Here is a 16,526-nt window from a genome sequence, read left to right on the forward strand (position 1 = left end):
TTCATTCGCCAAGCGTCCACTTAATCTAAGCGGACACTAACGCCTCAAGGTACGCGTCAGTAGGCGGCCGTCGTCGTATGCATACTTCCTTTCGGGCTTTCGTCTGGTGATCACGGTCGACCGGGTAGGCGGTGGTGAGGAAGGTTCCGCGGGAAAGGCGCCGGCCCGATCCGCTCGCGGAGATTTTCGACGCCGAGATCGTGCCGCTGCTGCGGGCGGCTCCCGGAATGCAGAGCGTTTTTAGCTTGGCGTCGCGCTGAAGGGCGGGTGGCGAGAGCGCGCTGGGGTGGATCGCGACGGTGAGCTAAAAACGTGTTGGACTAAGCCGCCGGCACGGGTATCCGTTATGGGTTTTCAATTGGGGCCGCACCCATGAACAGGCATCGCATGGCGGTGCGGATGCGGTCGCGGACGCGGCGATTGAAGGCGTGGCGTGCGCCGAAAGCGGCACGGTCGGTTCCAGTATGTGAGGATCGGCGCCGCCCCTGCCTGGGAGAGGTTGCCGGTGATGACGGCGCACACTTTTGCGGGACCGGCTCAGTTTAGCTTCCGGGCGGGCCGGCGCGACTGCATGGGCGATGATCTGCGGCGGGACGATGGCGCTTGTAGCTGACGATCGCGCTGTTCATGCCATCAGTCTATGCCGCAAATCCCTGAACGCGAGTTAAGTTGATAACGCCGCTCAACCTGCCTTTGCGACCTCACGTGGAGTTTGCGACGCAAACCTGTAGTGCATGCAGCCGAGACACGGCGATCTGCGCGTCGCCAAAGTTCGGTAGTTGCGTTCATAGTCCCCGCGCAAGGAACCGTTAGACGTCTATTCAAACGCCCCCGCGCATATGATGTTTTGTGATTACGATTCCACGATCCCCGCCATCTCGACCACAGCGTGAAACAGCACGTCGCACCCTGCACCGGCCCATTCCGGATAGATTTCCTCAGCGTCATTATGCGACAGTCCATCGACGCATGGGCAGAAGATCATCGCGGTCGGCGCGACGCAATTGATCCAGCATGCGTCGTGGCCCGCGCCTGACACGATATTTCGATGTGTATACCCCAGCCGCTCGGCCGCATCGGGAACCGCTTTGACTACCCTTGTCGAAGGTGACCGGGTCGAAATGCCCGACCTGCTCGATCTCGAACTCGATATCGAGCACGTCGCAAATCGTCTCGATGCCCTCGCGGATACCCCCATCCATGGCATCCAGCACTTCCTTTGCCGGCGAACGGATGTCGATGGTGAAAACCGTCTTCCCGGCGATGATGTTGCGCGAGTTCAGGGAGATCTCCATGTGGCCGACCGCGCCGACCGCGTCCGGCTGGCAGTCCATCGATGAATGAACTCGGTGACCCGCGCCATGGCGAGGCCGGCGTTGCGCCGTTTCGGCATCGGCGTCGAGCCGGTATGTGCCGCTCTGCCGGTCAGCGTCACCTGCAGCCATTTCAGCCCCTGCCCGTGCGTGACCACGCCGATGTCGATGCCCTCGTCCTCGAGGATCGGCCCCTGCTCGATATGCAGTTCGAAGAATGCGTGGATCTTTCGGTCACCGACTTTTTCGTCGCCCTTCCAGCCGATGCGGACAAGTTCATCTCCAAAGCTTTTGCCGGCCTTGTCCTTGCGCTCATAGGCGTAGTCTTGCGTGATCATGCCAGCGAATACGGCAGACGCCATCATGGCGGGCGCGAAACGAGCGCCCTCTTCATTCGTCCAGTTCGTGACGACAACCGGATGCCTAGTCTTGATGCCGAGATCGTTCAGCGAGCGGACCACCTCGAGGCTGCCGAGCACGCCCAGTACCCCATCAAATTTGCCCCCTGTAGGCTGCGTGTCGAGATGGCTGCCAACATAGATGGGAAGCGCGTCCGGATCGGTCCCCTCGCGGCGAGCAAACATAGTGCCCATCTCGTCGATGCCTATTTCGAGCCCCGCGTACTCGCACCAGCGCAAAGCAACAGGCTGTGCTGGGCCGACGTTACCGGAGATCCACGGGCCAGCCCCATTACCAGGCTGACTTCGGTGCAGCTAAGGTTATTCAGCTCTGGCCATTTTCTGTTTCCGTTCTGTGTAGCCGTTGGCTTGCGGCCTAGGTCCGTTCTCTGGTCACCAGCTCGACCCATAGAGCAATTCCGTAGGGCAGGGCCTCGTCGTTAAAATCATATTTGTGATTATGAAGGGGGGCGGTCATACCATTGCCCATGAAGATGAAAGCGCCGGGCCGGGCCTTGAGCATGTAGGAGAAATCCTCTGCACCCATTGTGGGCGGCCTATTGCGCCGCACTGCAACTTCTCCATTCACGCGTGCCGCGGCATCCCCGAGAATGCCGGCCTGGACAGGATGATTGACTGTCGGCGGGTAACCACGGCGATAGTCGAACTCGGCCTCTGCGCCAAACGCCTTGGCGACGGAGGTGACCAGGTCGCCGACGCGGCTTTCGACTTTGTCGCGGCTGGTGTCTGACAAGGTGCGGACAGTGCCCTTCAGCACGACTTCAGACGGGATGACGTTGTAGGCATCGCCAGCGTGGATGGATGTGACCGAGAGCACGACCGGGTCTATAGGGTCGACGCTCCTTGACACGATACTGTGTAGTGCGCCGACCACGTGATTTGCGACCAGGATTGGATCGATGGTTTCGTGCGGCTGGGCCGCGTGTCCGCCCTTGCCGAGGATTTTGATGTCGAAGCGGTCGGATGCGGCGAGCATGACGCCGTCCGATATGGCGAAGGTGCCGACCTCCATGCCTGGCATGTTGTGGAGAGCGTAGACCTCCTCGATACCGAAACGCTCGAAGAGGCCCTCCTCGACCATTACCTTGGCGCCGCCGCCCCCCTCCTCCGCAGGCTGGAAGATCGCGACCAATGTGCCAGCAAAGGGGCGCGTTGCGGTAAGGTGCTTCACCGCCCCAAGCAGGATCGCCATATGCCCGTCATGCCCACAGGCATGCATGTGTCCGGGCACGGCCGAGGCGTAGGGCAGACCTGTCTCCTCAAGGATGGGCAGAGCGTCCATGTCAGCACGGATGCCGATGGTGCGACTGGTCGGTGCGGTTCGGCCTCGGATCACTGCAACGACCCCGCTTCGACCAATGCCGGTCGTAACTTCGTCGCACCCGAAGCCGCGCAGGAGGTCGGCAACGCGCGTGGCCGTCCGGTCGACGTCAAACAGAAGCTCAGGATGGCGATGGAAATCGCGGCGCCATTCGATGGCCTGCCCGCACACTGCCTCGCGTGTCTCGAAGGCCTCCGCGGCCACACTGTCGCTGCTCGGAATTGAAGAATCTTTTTTCGGCATCGCGGGGTTTCCTTCTCGCATCGATTGCTGTTTGTCCGATCCGCCCTCGCGTAGCCTCATCGGCGCAAGAGCAGGCCAGAGTGGCGGGTCAACAGGGCGACGCAGCCGAGCAAAACCACCGTGAACAATATCAGCAGCGTGGCAATTGCTGTGACCGTTGGGTCGACCTGCAGTTCCAGCCTATTGAACATAAGTTTTGGGATGGTAAAATTCGTGCCGAACAAGAAAATAGCCAGTACAACTTCATCGAAACTAACTATAAATACCAATATTCCGACAGCTGCAATTGATGGCATTACATTCGGTAATAGAACTCGAAGAAAGACTACTCGATCGCTCGCGCCAAGCGTCCGGGCAGCCTCCTCAATACGTCTGTCGAAAGAGGAGATGGCGACAGACATCATTATGACTACATATGGCACGCTTTGCAGAGTGTGCGCGATGATGACCGCAGTATGGGAGCCGAGCAGGCCAGTTCGTGCGAAGGTGATGTAGAGGGCGATCGCAAGGATGATCGACGGCAGAACCAGGGGGGCCATGAAGTTGGCCTCCATTGCCCATCGCCCGGCAAATCGACCCCGCACCAGTGCGTAAGCCGCCGCTGTGCCCATTGCGAGGGCGAGCGCCGAAGAGATGCTTGCGATGAGAAATGAATTCCACAGCGCGTTCAGCCAGGCCGGATCGTTGAAGAAGGCCGCGTACCAGCGCAGGGAAAAGCCCGGTGGCGGAAAGGTCAGCGACTGCGCAGAGGAAAACGACATCGGAACCACGATCAGGATCGGCAGAAACAGGAATAGGATCGCTGCGACTGCAAGCAGGACCACAAGAGTGCGCTCCACCATGGAAATAATCCGCTCCGCCCGTCCCTCCGATCGGTGCCCCTCTCCCCGTCGCGGCACCTCCTCGACCGAAGCAGCCGGATATCGCCCGTTGCTGTTCATACGCCCCTCTCCTTCGTCAATTCGCATCGCCAGCGCGCAGCCTTTGGTTGATCGCGTATAGAAGCAGGACTGTGATCATGAGTATGGTCGACAACGCTGCCGCTGTTTCCCAATTCGGAAGCGAGTTGATGAGATCGTCCAGCATGTTGGCAATCATGGTCACATTGCCGCCGCCTAAGATGGCAGGCGTGATGTAGAAGCCGAGCGACAGGATGAAGACGAGAGTCGCGCTCGCTGCAACTGCCGGCCCGCTCATCGGAAGGAAAAGGCGCCAGAAAATCGCGCGCCTGGAGGCACCAAGCGACGCTGCCGCCTGGAAGCATCTCTCATCGAACCGGCTGAATGCCGCATAGAGCGGAAGCACGAAAAATGGCAGCAGTACATTTATAGTGCCGATCAGAACGCCCAGCTCGTTGTAGATAAACCGGAGCGGCTCATCGACCAGTCCGATCGCAAGAAGCGCCCGATTGACGATGCCGTCATTTCCGAGAATGACAATCCAGGCATAGGTGCGGATCAATATGCTGATCCAAAACGGCAGCAACACAAGCACCAAACAGATCGAGCGTCCACGCGGCGACAGCCCCCGCATCCAATAGGTAAGCGGATAGCCCAGGATGATGCAGCCAAGCGTTGTCATGGCTGCAATGCGCATTGTGTTGCCGATCACCCGGAGATAGACCGGCGTTTCGAGAAGATAGAGGTAGTGCTGCGCTGTCGGCGTCGGGTTTGTGAAGCTCCACCCGAGCATGGTTAGGACCGGCAGATTGAACGCGAGCACCATGAATAGCAGGAGCGGGGCTGCCATGACGGCAAAACGCAGCTCTCCATTTTTCATGCGGGCCAGCCACATACCTGTTACTCCCCATCAAATCGTAAGGCGCCAAGCGAGTGCGAGAACGACGCCCGTTAAGCCTCCGCACCGAACCCAAATGACAACAGCTTGGGTTCGGTGCAGCGTTATTCCTGCTTCGGACGCGGTTCAGGTCGCCGCGTCGAGTTAACGGGCAAGCTTCCATTCTTGCCAGCGCCGCGCGACTTCCTCGCCGTGCTCGATCCACCACTTGCTGTCCGGCTGGAGCTGCCGATCCTTGTTATTGGGCGAAGTCGGCAGCTTGTCCTTGAGCTGTTGCGGCAGGTACTCGACCATCTGTGGGCTGGGACCGGGGTAGAAGACCCGTTCGGCAAAGATCGCCTGCTTCTCCGGATCGGTCATATCGTGCAGCGCCAACATCGCCGCCTCCACTTCCTGAGCAGGCGCTCCTTTCGGCACGACAAACCACGCAATGTCGACTAAAGCTTGGTTGTAGTTGAACTCGAGCGCAGGGTTGGCCATGATCCGACCATTCCATGCTAGACAATAGGAAACCTCGTTATCCACGAGGAGTTGCGTGGGCTGCTGACCCGAGGTCCACCATACCGAGACATAAGGCGCAATCTTCTCGAGGGAACGGAAGGCGCGATCAATATCGAGTGGAAAGACCTTATCGAGCGGAACGCCGTCCGCCATCAACGCTGCCGGAAGCACGTTCTCGGGTTCGTCCTGCAGGCAGCGCTTTCCGGGAAACTTCTTGACGTCCCAGAAATCCGCCCAGGTCTCAATCGGCTGCGTGCCCTTCTTCCAAGCCATGCCTGTCGAGAAATAACTCGCCCCAAAGCCGTATTCGCGCCGCGCCTCCGGGAACATCGGCAAGGGATTGATTTGGTCCCAGTTGAGCTTCTCCAACAGGCCGAGAGACAACGCCTGCTCATAGGTCTGGCTGTTTACGTCCCATAGCGAAGCGGTGACGGCACCTGATTCGACCATAGCACGAAGCTTGCCGAAGCTGGTGGGCGAGACATAATCGACTTGAATGCCGGTGCGTTCGGCGAACGGCTTGAGGAATGCCTCGACCGTAGCCTCATGGCTTGCGCCTCCGGAATCTGCAAAGGTGAATTTCTTCGCCGGCTCACTCGCTGCTATCGTTGGGTGAACCACTGTTGCGAGTGACAGGCATGAGATTGCCAAAGCAGTTGTTGCTGTAAAAAGAGATGTTATTTTCATTTGAGTTCTCCTCCTGGGTGGCATAATTATTACTTTTCACTTTCCCGGAGAAGCCACTCATCTTCAGGTCTCCAGGTAATACATACGCGATCCCCCGGTGAGAACTTGGGGACCACGTGCTGACACGACGCGATCATAGTGCCGATGGGCGGTGCCTGCACCGTGTAACGGACGATCTCACCGTGATAGACCACGTCGACAACTTCGCAATCGATGCCAAACCGGCTGGTTCGGGCGTCGGTCGTTGGTTTGAGGTTGATGCGCTCCGGCCGAACAACCATGGTCGCGCGGCTTCCGGGCAATGCGTTACCAGAGGGAAGCGGCAACTTCATTCCGCCGTCCAGAGTGAGAACCGCGCCGTCGCCCTCTCGCACCACAACGCCGTCGAGCAGGTTGGCGATGCCGAGAAAGCCCGCGACGAAGCGATTAGCAGGTTGCCTGTACAGCTCTGCCGGTGTGGCTATCTGCTGGATGAGGCCTTGTGCGAGCACAGCAATGCGGTCGCTCGTCGACATCGCTTCGTCCTGGTCATGCGTAACCAGGACGGTGGTCACGCCCAACGTGCGCTGCAGGCGGCGCAGTTCCACCCGGACCTCATCACGAAGCTTCCGGTCGAGCGCGGCCAGAGGTTCATCCAGCAGCAGAAGCCTCGGCCCGAACACCACCGCGCGGGCGATCGCGACACGCTGCTGCTGACCGCCCGAAAGCTGTGAAGGCTTCCTGTTCTCCAGGCCATTTAGGCGCACGAGGTCGATCACCCATTCGACGCGTGCCTTGATGTCGCGCTTGCTGATGCCGCGTACTGCCAAAGGGAAGGCGATGTTGCCAGCCACCGTCATGTTCGGGAACAATGCGTAGGACTGGAAAACCAAACCTATGTCGCGTTGGGCCGGGGGAACAAGGGTGACGTCACGTGATCCGATCATGATGCGGCCGCCTGTCGGTTGGACAAGTCCGGCAATCAGTCCCAGAAGAGTGGACTTGCCGGAGCCGCTTGGGCCAAGAATCGAAAGGAACTCACCCTCGGCCACCGTGAGATCGATACCCGCGACGGCGGATACCTCGCCGTAATCTTTGCGTAGCCCCGAGACCTCGATGACAGGTGACCGACTCGCTATTGGCTTGGCATTGCTAATTAATTGATGACTGGCCATGAGATCCTCGGAACATAACCCGCTCTGCTAAGCACGCGACGCGCCATCTCGCGGGCCGCGGCTAACACAGCATCCTGATCCAGTTGCGTCGCTTGGCCGTTGAGGAGCACCAGCTTTCCATTGACAAATACTGTCGAAGCGAGCGTGCTATGGCCGGTCAATAACAACTCTTGGACCGGATTGATGCCCGGCAGCGTTTCGGGCTCGCGATTGCTTCTGATCACGATATCTGCCCTTTTGCCGACCTCGATGGAGCCTATCATCTCGGACAGTCCGAGCGCCCGGGCGGCGTGTATTGTCCGCATTTCCAAAAGCCGCGTTGCGGGAATGTAGTGCTTATCCTGCCTGGCAACCAAGTATCCGATGTGTTCCAAGCCGCCGAAGGTCCACACTTTTGCTACGTCAACGCCGAAGACGACATTGCATCCGCGATCGATAAGCTCTGGAATACGGGGCTTCTTGTCGGAGCTGATGCCATAGTACATGGCGTTCCCAGGATGCCATACCAGCGACATGGCAGAGTCGAGAATGATGGGAATCTCATCATCACGGATCACGTTCATGTGGACAAACAGGCAATTTGGGCCAAGTAATCCTTGTCGAGCAAAGTGGACCATGCTGCTTCCGCCACCGAAGCGAGCATCCTCGCGCTTTGCCTGCTCCTCCGTGAAGTTGTGGTGCATGGTGAAGGTCACGCCAGCAGCATCGGCGCAATCTTTGGCGGCGCGCATTAGGTGTTCCGACTGGGAGCCCTCTCCGTAAATTGCCACGTGCCCGCGAACGAGCCCGTCAGCATCCTTATTGCGCGCCAGTTGCCCGCCAAGAACCTTAAATGCGCGCTCGGAGTCGTTCGGAATGCGCGCCGTTTTTGAGGGCCGAGAATTCCCGGCATCGCTCACATCCCAGAGATAAGGATCTGCTAGCCCGGCTCTAACTCCTACCGATTCTACGGCTGCAGCTGCCGCATCCGGTTCATAAACGGTACCTGGCTCGAGAAAGAAGGTGTAACCGCGTCTGAGCATCTCGAGGCCAACGACCTGAGTTTGGATATACTCATCTTCAGCCTCAAGTTGGTTCGTCCAGTCGGAAAATGCTAACGGTGCTGTGGTTTTCGGGTCGTCAGGTGCAATTCCTCGGATGAGGTGAATGTTCGCGTGATAGTGGCAGTCGATAAAACCCGGATGGATCACGGCGCCTTTAGCGTCAATCAGCCGGCGAGGCCGGAAACGGGCCGACAGCTCTGCATCACGACCGACGGCGATGACCGTTCTGCCATTGATCGCAACCGCACCGCAGCTGTAGACGGTGCGCTCGGCGTCCATTGTAATGAGATAGCCATTGCGGATTAGGGTGTCACAGGATTCTGGGACCGATTTGCCGGTCATAATTGGCTGCTCCCATCGACAGATGATTTCGGTAATTCGCGATCCCAGCAGTCAGCCCGAAGATCGGGCTTCTCCTCCTTGAGTTGCCGCTTGTCGACGCGTTCCGAGGGGGTACGTGGAAAGTTCTGCCGGTATTCGATGAAGCGCGGAACCTTGAAAGGCGCTAGATGACTGCTGCAGAAGGCGGCGATTCGCTCAGGCGGCAGTCCGGAGGGGTTGATATCGTCGACGAGTAGGATGTAGGCCTTGACCTCCTCGCCGCGGATTTCATCGGGCACCGGAACGACCGCCGCATCCTTGATCTCAGGCATCTGGCGGAGAACTGTTTCGACCTCTGCCGCGGAGATATTCTCGCCCGATCGCCTGACAACGTCTTTCTTGCGACCCATGAAATAGACGAATGAGCGAGCATCTTGCCTGACCAGATCGCCCGAATGGAACCAGCCATCGCACAGCGCTTCCTGCGTCGCGTCGGGCAATCGGAAATAACCGCTGAACATGCCAGGACCGCGGATCAGCGCTTCGCCGATCTGACCCGGCAGCACATCCTTGCCCACATCGTCGATGATCCGCAAATCGACCTCTGGCGCCGGTATGCCAATTGATCCCGACCCGATCATTCCGTCATGCATGTGCCAGGGCATACGGCAAATCGTGCCGGCCTCGGTGGAACCGTAATTGTCCAGCCAGGGAAACCCGAACCGTCCCACCAGCGTGGCGTGAAGATCCGCGGGAACGGCAGCGCAGATCGCATGATCCACACGATGCGCCCGTTCAAGGGGATGCGGCGGCGCCTTCGCGAGCAGCACTGGCATCGACGCGATGGCATGAACGCGCGTAACGTCAAAGCGATGAACGATGTCCCAGTATCTCGAAACGCTGAACCGGCGCGCAACCACCAATGAGCCGCCTGACTGAAGCATCATCAGAAGGAACAATGCTGGATCGGCATAGAAGAATGGTCCGGTGGAAAATGCACGGTCGCGACCACCTGGTACCATGCGTATGTCGGTATCGATCGATCGCAGCCAGCGTTCGTGACTGAAGAGACAGCCCTTCGGCACGCCGCTCGTGCCCGATGTGTAGAAGATCGCGATCATGTCATCGCGCTGGCATTGCGCGGCGCGCAGATCGAATGGTGCGGACCCGCGCTCCGGCGTCGGGAGCCCTCGTGGTTCCTGCCCGTCCAACGTGATTACCAAGCAGGGGTTTGGAAGACTTTTGGCCAGGCAAGCGAGTAAATCGCCGTTGCCGGGCTCGGTGATCAAGACAGTCGGCTCGCTGTCGCGGAGGATATACCCTGCGTCGTGCTCGCGCGCCGTAGGATTGATCGATACGAGTATGCCCCGGTTGGCCATCGCTGCGAACAATGCAACGAGATACTCGGTGCGGTTGCCGATCGCGATCGCGACACGGTCGCCCGGCTTGATGAGGGGGCGCAGATAGGCAGCGAAGCTAGAGGTTAGCTCCATGAATTCGGCGCGGCCTACCGTCACCCCGTCCTCGAACATAAGCAGCGGGCGGTCACCGTTGCGATCACACCCCGTGCAAAGCAGTTCGATCAGTGTCTTGGCAGAGCAGCCGCTCCACGGCGCTCCGGCATTCAAATGCGACACAGCTGCGCCGAGCTTTACGGCCTCGATCATGCTGCAACCTCCGCCCATCCATTGCTAACGATCCTGGTGCCCGCGCGGTCGACCGCCTCGAACACGTAATTCTTGGCCTGAAGAGTTGAGCCAGCAGGGCCGAGCCTCACGGAAATCGTCTGACCCGGCTCCATCAAGAGCAAGCCCGAGAAGCGCATAGCGAGCCTGCGCAGCCGCCGCGAGTCCCCTCCACAGCACAGATCGACCAGTGCGCGGGAAACGAAGGCCATCGTGCAGATGCCGTGAACGATCGGGCCCGGCAGACCGAGCGCCTTCGCGGCGTCGGCATCGAATGTATAGGGGCTCCGGTCGCCGGAAGCCTCTGCAAATCGCAGCGTTTGGTCAGGATCAAGCGGATAGACCAGCGTCGTGGTGAATCGATGCTTGGCACCGACTCCGCCATGGCCCGGCGCCATCCGACCGCAATCCTCGGCCGCGAACGCACCTTTTGCCAGGCTGTATTGGAAGTGCTCCGCGATCAGGTTCTCCCGTTGATCCTTCATGATCGCGTGGGTCACCACCACTGTGCCGATCGAGCGGCGCTGAATGCCGATGACCCGCGCCTCCGTGAGCACTGTCATATCCGGTTCGATTGCGCGGTGAAGGATGAGGTCATGTTCGCCGTGGAATGCGAAGCCGTCGAACACGGCGCGCCTCGCCCTGCCGATCACATCAAGCGCCGGAACGACCGCGAACACCGGCGGCGCAAGCATCCCTTCGACGTGAGATGGAATCGTATCATTGGTTGACCGTGCAAAGGCGGCGATTTGCTGCGTATCGACACCGAAACTGCCGATCTCCGGCTGGCCGCCGACCTGATCGAGAGCCCACGTCACGAACAGAGTCCTCCCTGATGCGCATGGAGGTCAGCAATCAATTCCTTCCCCGACGGGTGCGCAATGAGCCGGGGCGGAACCTCCCGGTCCAGATCCTCGAAGGCCCATTGTCCCGAAGGATTCATCAGATCGCTGACAACCTGCGGCAGGGACAGGATAAGCAACCGGCTGCCATAGACTTGGAAGAGTTGCCCATTCGCCGGACATCCCTTTGCGGCAAGCCACGCGACGACCGACGACACATTGCTCGGATCCAGCGGGTCGAAGCCGTTCTCGACGGGCGCCGTCTGAATCGATCCGATCATACGGGTGCGTGCCGATGGCGAGACCGCGTTCGAGCGCACGCCATAGCGACTGGCCTCGATCTCGATCACCCGAGAGAGTGCGACGATACCGAGCTTTGCTGCAGCATAATTGGCTTGGCCAAAATTTCCCCGATATCCGGAGACGGAGGACGTGTGGACGATGGAGGCGTCGATCTGGTGGCCGGCCTTCGCACGATCTCGCCAGTAGGTCACCGCATGCTTGGACGTCGCCGCGTGTCCCTTCAGGTGAACGGCGATCACGGCGTCCCAGTCCCTCTCTTCCATATTGGCAAAGGCGCGGTCACGAAGAATGCCTGCATTGTTTACCAGCACGTGCAGATCTCCAAAGGTGTCAATGGCGAACCTGACCATATCCGCCGCCGCGTCCCAGTCCGAGACGTCATGGCGGCTTACCACCGCCTCGCCGCCTCCAGCGCGTATTTCCGCTACGACTTCGTCAGCGGGCGAAAGTCCGGAGTGCGAGCCGTCGAGGCCCACTCCGAGATCATTGACGACCACCTTGGCGCCATGGCTCGCCAGCATCAGCGCATGCGAACGCCCGAGACCCGAGCCGGCGCCGGTGACGATGGCCACCCTCTCTTTCAGACGCGTCATTAAGCAAAACTCCCTGAGTATGGTTCGAAGACCGGCAATCGAGGCTGGACCCCACGTTCCAGCCAGGCGACCCTCACCCTGTCGCCAATTGAAGGCTCACCATTGACCAGCCTGGTCATTAGGCGCGGCCCCTCGTCGAGCTCGACAATTGCGCCCACATAAGGAGGAGGCAGTGTGGGCAGGACCTGCCGCCATACCTTGGTCTTGCTGAAGACTATACCGAGGCCAGAAGCCGCTTCCCATTCGAGGGTGTCAGAGTGGCAGCTGACGCAGAAAGGCCGTGGATAGAGACTGTTCTGACCGCAGTTCCGGCACCGCTGGAAGACCAACTCGCAACGCGCCGCGGCTTGCCAGAAGGGAGCGGAGAGAGGGTCCGAAAATTCTGCAACGAGATCCGTCACGGCCATGCCCTTTTTCAGTTCGAGCTAAGGACGAGGGTGGCTGCGGAGCCGAAACAGGCGCCGCCGATGCCGTGAACCACAGCAAGCTGGGGATCGGTCACTTGGCGAAGTCCCGCCTCCCCTCGCAATTGCCGTACCGCTTCGACGATCAACAGCAGGCCAAGCATCCCGGGATGATTGTAGGAGAGCCCCCCACCCATAGGGTTGACGGGCAGCTTGCCGCCCGGGCCAATCCGCTCGGGAGCAGCGAAGACTCCGCCTTCTCCTTTCCGGCAGAAGCCAAGGTCTTCCAGTTGCATGATCACCGCGATGGTGAAGTTGTCGTAAAGGAGGACCACGTCCATATCGTCCGGCACCACCCCGGCCATGCCATACGCTTGTCTGCTTGACGCTACACCAGGGGTGACCGTGGGGTCGGGTATCTGACTGACCATCCAATGCGTGACCTTTTCACCCATACCGAGCACACGGACGGCAGACTTACGGGCATCACGCGCCCGTGCGGCGGTCGTCACGACGGCGGCACCACCACCATCGGTCAGCAGGCAGCAGTCCAGCGTGCGCAAAGGCTCCGCGACATAGGGCGATTCCAAGACCTCGTGTTTCGTGAGCGGCGCGCGCACCCAGGCCTTGGGGTTCATCGCCGCCCATTGGCGGGCGGCAACGGCAACGCCGGCCATCTGGTCTTCAGTGGTGCCGTACTGGTGCATGTGGCGAGCAGCTATCAACGCATAGTTTCCGATGGGGCGCGGCAAACCGAAGGGGGCCTCGAACTGGCCACTTAGAGACCTGTCCTGTCCGAGACCCATCACACGGGAGCGCAAGCTACGCTGCCTAGAGGCGTATGCGATGAGTGCAACCTCGCAGCGCCCGGCCTGAACCGCAGCGAACGCGTGGTGCACGTAAGCCTCGAACGAGGCGCCGCCGATATCAGTGCTGTCGACGTAGCTTGGCTCAACGCCAAGGTACTCGGCGACTTCCGCTACCGGCTGCCTTCCAGAGACACTGACGAACAAACCACCGACGTCACGGGGCGTCATCCCAGCTTCATCCAGCGCCTCACGGCAGGCCAAGGCGATCATCGACAGCTCAGTCTGGTCTGTCACTTTGCCAAGCGGAGTCTCGGCAACGCCGGCGATAAAGACATCCTCTCGACCGCTTGCCATGATTACGTCCTCCATCGTCGTCCGAGCAGCTTGTGGGGACAATGCCTATAACGGAGCGCCGAGAATGTCCAGATATTTTCCACTATTCGGAAAGAACAATTTCAACATACGGAAATTACGCCATGAAGGTGCGCGCTTATCTTGGCCGCGCCACCGCAACGGCACGGGCCACGAGGAGGCAACGGAGTCTGCAGTCCATCTAGATTCACGAACACTATGGACATGGCTGCGAGCAGCCGTCGAAGGCGCTGGATCCCGCTGCGGGCGAGATTAGCCGTCGAGACCAAAAAGTTCCCGGCGCGCCACCGCCCCTGACGCATACATGCTCAGCACCCACTCAGCGCGGCACGAATCGCAAGCACCGCTACTCGATCGTCGATCCAACATTGATTCACGCTGACGTCGTCAGGGATGGCGGACAGCTTCACTGCTGCAAACTCAGCGTCGGGATCGACATACACGGTCTGTCCGCCATGGCCGCGCGCCCAAATAGTGCGACGGCCGGCATCTTCAATCCACCACTGGTTGTGATACGCGCCGACAGGCAACAATTGACGGTCGTCATCTTGGAGCTCGATTTTGCCGTTCCGCGTTTCTTCTATCCAGCTCTGGGGAACAATCTGACGCCCGCCCCAGGCACCTCCCTCAATCAGCAACTGGGCAAACCGTCCGAGGTCGCGCAGCGTCGCACACAAGCCTCCGCCGGCGATTCCGAAACCGGCATCGTCCACAACGATATAGGCGTCCTCTTCGGCCCCCATTGGTGCCCAGATCTCTTGGCTCATCAGGTCAGCCATCGACAGCCCGGACGCCTGCTGCAGGACAAAACCCAGCACTGAAGTCTCAATCGACCGATAATTGAACCGGGTGCCGTGCGGTCGCTCTGCTTTATCAAGCGAGAGCATCAGCTCCCAATAAGTGCGCGGCCAGCCTGGCAGGTGCTGGCGGTACCAGCCGGCGTATAGGGCTTTCCGCATGTGGGAGCCTTCGTTCAGCGACTCGTCGTAGACCACCCCGCTTGACATGTCGAGAAGGTGCTGCACCGTCGCCCCCCGGTAGGCGGTTACAGCGAATTCCGGCAGATAGTGCGTGACCTGTTTTGCAACATCGAGCAGACCTTTGTTGACCAAGATTCCGGTGAGCGTCCCCGTGAAAGATTTCGTCACCGACATCAGAAGATGCTGCTTGTGCCGGGCGAGACCATTCAAGTAACGCTCAAAGACGATCCGGCCCCGATGCAGCACCAGGAACCCGTTTGTAAAACCCCGCTGAAGGAATTCATCCACCGATCGCGTGGTACCGTCTTCGAAACCGATCACTATATCCCCGAGCGGCTGAAGGGACTCGGGCAGTGGCCGCACGGGCCCGGAGCCACGCCATACGGGAGCCGTTGGTGTCATCTCGCTCACGTGCTGAAAGGTCCACCGGTTCCAAGGTGACAAATCCCACCCATCTCGCGGGATGAGCGGCGCGCCGGGATTCCGTGGATCGCGAGGGTTAAGCGGATCGAGAGGCTTCGGGTCAGTCATATCGTTTCTTTCCCGCGGTCGTAACTGCCGCAAGGTTCAGATTGAAGTGTTGGGCTAGCGCAACCTTCCACTCCTGCCTGTGCTGCTGTGCGTCTTCGCGGTGCCTGAACCAGCATTCCTAGTCCGACGGAGCCGCCGATCTTGCTCTCAGGGCAAGTGGCTCAGGTAAACTATGACTACATCGTCCAGCGAGGATGTCCAGATCATTTTCCAATTTACGGAAAAAATAATGTCACTATACGGAAATCATGCTACACGCTCGGTGACCGCGTCGACGACTTCCGCGACGCGTCCGCGGGCATAAGGAGGTGATGGAAGTTGCGTACAGATATCGTGCGGTCCTGGGAATTCACGGCTATAGAGCATGGATATGAAAGCCGAGATGCTATCCTATATGCACTTGCGATTGGCCTGGGAGGAGATCCGCTTGATCCTGATGAGCTCCGGTTCGTGACCGAAAGCAGGCTTCAGCATCCCTTGCCGACTTTCGGCACGGTGCTCGCACGGCCGGCGCTCGATGAGCTTTTCGAAGCCGGCGAAATTGATCGCGTCAAGGTGGTACAAGGCGAGCAACGAGCGGTATTCGATCGCCCATTTCCTGCGTCTGGCCAAGTCGTCGGACGAGCGAAGGTTTCGGGCGTGTGGGACAAGGGTCCCGGACGTGGCGCGTTGATCAGATGGGATCATGAACTGTTCGACGCTCGTTCCGGAGAACGCTATTGCCTCTCACGCAGCATAACGTTCGCCCGGGGTGATGGCGGGTGCGGCGGGGATAACGGATTGCCTCCCCCGCCTCATTCTTTGCCGATGATGAAGCCCGAGGTGTTCTATGATCACGCCACGCTGCCCCAATCTGCCTTGATCTACCGACAGTTGGGCGACCGCAATCCGCTGCACAGTGATCCCCAAGTGGCGAGCCAAGCCGGTTTCAATCGCCCGATTCTGCATGGGTTGTGCACATATGGCATAGCCGGATGGGCGGTGATACGGACATTTTTGGACGGCCAGGCGGAGGATCTTGCCGAACTTGATTGCCGCTTCTCGAAACCTGTATTTCCGGGAGAAATGCTGCGAACAGAAATGTGGCAAGATGGCAACGTTGTCTCCTTCCGCGTCCTCGTATTGGGACGGGATATCGTCGCTATCGATAACGGTCGTGCACTGATCCGAAACTAAGAAACCACCATTTGCACGGCGTGTAGTGAATG

The 16,526-nt window shown here is 59.5% G+C and carries 13 protein-coding genes and 1 pseudogene; 1 reads left to right on the forward strand and 13 read right to left on the reverse strand.

Annotation, left to right across the window (positions count from 1 at the left end; all coding sequences use genetic code 11):
• Positions 1 to 853 precede the first annotated feature (853 nt).
• From NKK47_RS28190 to NKK47_RS28250, 13 genes and pseudogenes are all read right to left on the reverse strand, one after another.
• A pseudogene (locus NKK47_RS28190) lies at positions 854 to 1,972 on the reverse strand (Zn-dependent hydrolase); the annotation flags it as partial.
• A 115-nt stretch (positions 1,973 to 2,087) separates the two neighbouring features.
• Positions 2,088 to 3,296: a M20 aminoacylase family protein gene (locus NKK47_RS28195; protein ID WP_352579058.1), complete on the reverse strand. Its 1,209-nt coding sequence runs from the start codon at positions 3,294 to 3,296 to the stop codon at positions 2,088 to 2,090.
• Between the two features lie 56 nt (positions 3,297 to 3,352).
• The gene (locus NKK47_RS28200; protein WP_352579059.1) at positions 3,353 to 4,237 is read right to left on the reverse strand and encodes an ABC transporter permease; all 885 of its coding nucleotides are present in this window, start codon (positions 4,235 to 4,237) and stop codon (positions 3,353 to 3,355) included.
• A gap of 16 nt (positions 4,238 to 4,253) precedes the next feature.
• Positions 4,254 to 5,075, reverse strand: a complete 822-nt coding sequence (locus NKK47_RS28205) for an ABC transporter permease (protein WP_352579060.1) — start codon at positions 5,073 to 5,075, stop codon at positions 4,254 to 4,256.
• A 162-nt stretch (positions 5,076 to 5,237) separates the two neighbouring features.
• Positions 5,238 to 6,281: an extracellular solute-binding protein gene (locus tag NKK47_RS28210; RefSeq protein ID WP_352579061.1), complete on the reverse strand. Its 1,044-nt coding sequence runs from the start codon at positions 6,279 to 6,281 to the stop codon at positions 5,238 to 5,240.
• 29 nt (positions 6,282 to 6,310) lie between these two features.
• Complete coding sequence (locus tag NKK47_RS28215) at positions 6,311 to 7,435, reverse strand: ABC transporter ATP-binding protein (RefSeq protein WP_352579062.1); 1,125 nt, start codon at positions 7,433 to 7,435, stop codon at positions 6,311 to 6,313.
• The gene (locus NKK47_RS28220) at positions 7,417 to 8,820 is read right to left on the reverse strand and encodes an amidohydrolase family protein (RefSeq protein WP_352579063.1); all 1,404 of its coding nucleotides are present in this window, start codon (positions 8,818 to 8,820) and stop codon (positions 7,417 to 7,419) included. Before NKK47_RS28220 ends, NKK47_RS28215 begins: the two co-directional genes overlap by 19 nt.
• On the reverse strand, positions 8,817 to 10,466 hold the full coding sequence (locus NKK47_RS28225; RefSeq protein ID WP_352579064.1) for a class I adenylate-forming enzyme family protein: 1,650 nt from the start codon (positions 10,464 to 10,466) through the stop codon (positions 8,817 to 8,819). Before NKK47_RS28225 ends, NKK47_RS28220 begins: the two co-directional genes overlap by 4 nt.
• The gene (locus tag NKK47_RS28230; RefSeq protein WP_352579065.1) at positions 10,463 to 11,113 is read right to left on the reverse strand and encodes a MaoC/PaaZ C-terminal domain-containing protein; all 651 of its coding nucleotides are present in this window, start codon (positions 11,111 to 11,113) and stop codon (positions 10,463 to 10,465) included. The genes NKK47_RS28225 and NKK47_RS28230 overlap by 4 nt, the downstream gene beginning before the upstream one ends.
• Before the next feature lie 185 nt (positions 11,114 to 11,298).
• The gene (locus tag NKK47_RS28235; RefSeq protein WP_352579066.1) at positions 11,299 to 12,222 is read right to left on the reverse strand and encodes an SDR family NAD(P)-dependent oxidoreductase; all 924 of its coding nucleotides are present in this window, start codon (positions 12,220 to 12,222) and stop codon (positions 11,299 to 11,301) included.
• Positions 12,222 to 12,629, reverse strand: a complete 408-nt coding sequence (locus NKK47_RS28240; protein WP_352579067.1) for a Zn-ribbon domain-containing OB-fold protein — start codon at positions 12,627 to 12,629, stop codon at positions 12,222 to 12,224. Before NKK47_RS28240 ends, NKK47_RS28235 begins: the two co-directional genes overlap by 1 nt.
• 8 nt (positions 12,630 to 12,637) lie before the next feature.
• Entirely contained in the window at positions 12,638 to 13,789 is a 1,152-nt protein-coding gene (locus tag NKK47_RS28245; protein ID WP_352579068.1) for an acetyl-CoA acetyltransferase, read from the reverse strand.
• A gap of 326 nt (positions 13,790 to 14,115) precedes the next feature.
• Complete coding sequence (locus NKK47_RS28250; RefSeq protein ID WP_352579069.1) at positions 14,116 to 15,108, reverse strand: serine hydrolase domain-containing protein; 993 nt, start codon at positions 15,106 to 15,108, stop codon at positions 14,116 to 14,118.
• A gap of 528 nt (positions 15,109 to 15,636) precedes the next feature.
• On the opposite strand from NKK47_RS28250, the gene NKK47_RS28255 reads away from it, so the two are divergent.
• The gene (locus NKK47_RS28255; RefSeq protein ID WP_352579070.1) at positions 15,637 to 16,494 is read left to right on the forward strand and encodes a MaoC/PaaZ C-terminal domain-containing protein; all 858 of its coding nucleotides are present in this window, start codon (positions 15,637 to 15,639) and stop codon (positions 16,492 to 16,494) included.
• The last annotated feature ends 32 nt before the right edge of the window (positions 16,495 to 16,526 follow it).

This window comes from Mesorhizobium sp. M0019, assembly GCF_040323975.1.
Classification (GTDB): Bacteria; Pseudomonadota; Alphaproteobacteria; order Rhizobiales; family Rhizobiaceae; genus Mesorhizobium.

Coding starts and splice junctions, on each gene's coding strand:
- NKK47_RS28220 (WP_352579063.1), bottom strand. CDS start 8,820: ATGACCGGCAAATCGGTCCCAGAATCCTGTGACACCCTAATCCGCAAT.
- NKK47_RS28225 (WP_352579064.1), bottom strand. CDS start 10,466: ATGATCGAGGCCGTAAAGCTCGGCGCAGCTGTGTCGCATTTGAATGCC.
- NKK47_RS28235 (WP_352579066.1), bottom strand. CDS start 12,222: ATGACGCGTCTGAAAGAGAGGGTGGCCATCGTCACCGGCGCCGGCTCG.
- NKK47_RS28200 (WP_352579059.1), bottom strand. CDS start 4,237: ATGAACAGCAACGGGCGATATCCGGCTGCTTCGGTCGAGGAGGTGCCG.
- NKK47_RS28240 (WP_352579067.1), bottom strand. CDS start 12,629: ATGGCCGTGACGGATCTCGTTGCAGAATTTTCGGACCCTCTCTCCGCT.
- NKK47_RS28215 (WP_352579062.1), bottom strand. CDS start 7,435: ATGGCCAGTCATCAATTAATTAGCAATGCCAAGCCAATAGCGAGTCGG.
- NKK47_RS28210 (WP_352579061.1), bottom strand. CDS start 6,281: ATGAAAATAACATCTCTTTTTACAGCAACAACTGCTTTGGCAATCTCA.
- NKK47_RS28205 (WP_352579060.1), bottom strand. CDS start 5,075: ATGAAAAATGGAGAGCTGCGTTTTGCCGTCATGGCAGCCCCGCTCCTG.
- NKK47_RS28195 (WP_352579058.1), bottom strand. CDS start 3,296: ATGCCGAAAAAAGATTCTTCAATTCCGAGCAGCGACAGTGTGGCCGCG.
- NKK47_RS28245 (WP_352579068.1), bottom strand. CDS start 13,789: ATGGCAAGCGGTCGAGAGGATGTCTTTATCGCCGGCGTTGCCGAGACT.